Source organism: Methylophaga lonarensis MPL (assembly GCF_000349205.1).
Lineage (GTDB): Bacteria > Pseudomonadota > Gammaproteobacteria > Nitrosococcales > Methylophagaceae > Methylophaga > Methylophaga lonarensis.
The window spans coordinates 1-448 of sequence record NZ_APHR01000093.1 but is presented as its reverse complement, the minus strand read 5'-3'; the positions used below and the strand labels follow the sequence as shown (position 1 = coordinate 448).

Sequence of the window (448 nt, the reverse complement as noted above, 5' to 3'; positions counted from 1 at the left end):
TCAGCATTCGGTAGCAGGCGTCCACATCATCAACAATGATGCGAAACGCATAAACATCCATCACTTCTGAAAATGACAACTGTTTGCTGACCATTTTCTTGTAGAGGCTGTAGAGATTTTTTTCGCGCCCTTGGATATCGGCACTCAGCCCTTCCTGCTCCATCCGGTTGAGAATCGAACTGGTGATTTGGCTGACAATTTCCTTGCGATTTCCTCTGGCCTTTCGCACCGCATCGGCCAATACTCGATAACGGATGGGGTGCAGCACGTGAAAGCCCAAGTCTTCCAGCTCGCAACGCATCAGGTTCATGCCCAGTCGCTGGGCGATGGGCGCGTAGATATCGAGTGTCTCATAGGCGATGCGTCTGCGCTTTTCGGGTCTCAGATGACCCAGCGTGACGAATGTTGTGCAAGCGATCAGCCAGTTTAACGATGATGACACGGATGT

The 448-nt window shown here is 51.3% G+C and carries 1 pseudogene; it reads right to left on the bottom strand.

What is annotated here, in order from left to right:
- A pseudogene (locus tag MPL1_RS12985) lies at positions 1-448 on the bottom strand (HD domain-containing protein); the annotation flags it as partial.